General features: G+C 59.3%; 1 protein-coding gene. It reads left to right on the top strand.

Translation table 11 applies throughout. The annotated features are described in order from the left end of the window. Window positions 1-94: 94 nt before the first annotated feature. Window positions 95-1,146 (top strand): P-type ATPase actuator domain-containing protein (locus B2W52_RS10555; protein WP_286802940.1); only part of this gene is annotated, 1,052 nt, incomplete at its 3' end.

Genomic DNA, 1,146 nt, shown 5'->3' with positions numbered 1-1,146 from the left:
ATGGGTGTACTGATACTGATCCCTATCGTCAATCTGGTTCTGCTGTATTTCATTGCATTTGCAGACTGGCCCGCCGATAAAACAGGAGATCAGAATGGCTGAGCACCATCACGCCCATGACCACGATCACCACGCCGATAAAGAACCTGGCGGGCACACCGCCAAGGATCCGGTTTGCGGCATGGCAGTCGATCCGCATACCGCGGAACACCGCAGCCAGCATGGCGGTAAAACCTGGTACTTCTGCTCGTCGCGTTGCCAGTCCAAATTCGACGAGGACCCTGAGCAGTACCTCGATTGGGAAAAGAAACAGCAAGAGCCGGTAGCGCCGGGCACTATGTATACCTGTCCCATGCACCCCGAGATTCGGCAGCAAGGGCCAGGGGACTGCCCAATCTGCGGCATGGCCCTAGAGCCCGAGCAGGTAAGCCTGGACGACGGGCCTTCGGAAGAACTCAAAGACATGACCCGCCGATTCTGGATCGGCCTGGTGCTGGCCCTGCCTGTACTGGTACTGGAGATGGGTGGGCACCTCACCGGACTCGATCACATTATAGCCCCGCAGATGTCCAACTGGATTCAACTGGTGCTGGCAACGCCTGTGGTGCTCTGGTGCGGTTGGCCCTTCTTCGTCCGGGGTTGGAAATCCGTGGTTAGCCGTAACTTGAACATGTTTACGCTCATTGCCATTGGTACCGGCGTCGCGCTGATCTACAGCCTGGTGGCGACCCTGGCGCCGCAGATCTTCCCAGGCGCCTTCCGGCAGGAAGACGGGTCGGTCGCCGTCTACTTCGAGGCGGCTGCTGTCATCGTGGTGCTGGTGCTGCTGGGGCAGGTGCTGGAATTGCGCGCCAGAGAGAAAACCTCTGGTGCCATCAAGGCCCTGCTGGATCTGGCACCGGCGACGGCCAGAAAACTGGACGACGATGGCAGCGAATCCGATGTGTCGCTTGATCAGGTCAAGGTCGGTGACCGCTTGCGGGTACGTCCGGGAGACAAGGTGCCGTTGGACGGCGAGGTGCTTGAAGGCAGCTCCAACGTGGATGAATCCATGGTGACCGGTGAGCCTTTGGCAGTCAGCAAAAAATCCGGCGACCAGGTGATCGGCGGCAGTATCAACCAGCAGGGCAGCTTTATCATGCGGGC

The sequence above is a fragment of the Marinobacter sp. UBA2498 genome (assembly GCF_002341575.1).
Lineage (GTDB): Bacteria > Pseudomonadota > Gammaproteobacteria > Pseudomonadales > Oleiphilaceae > Marinobacter > Marinobacter manganoxydans.
Note: the sequence above shows the minus strand (reverse complement) of the source record. Positions and strands in the feature narration are given on the sequence as shown.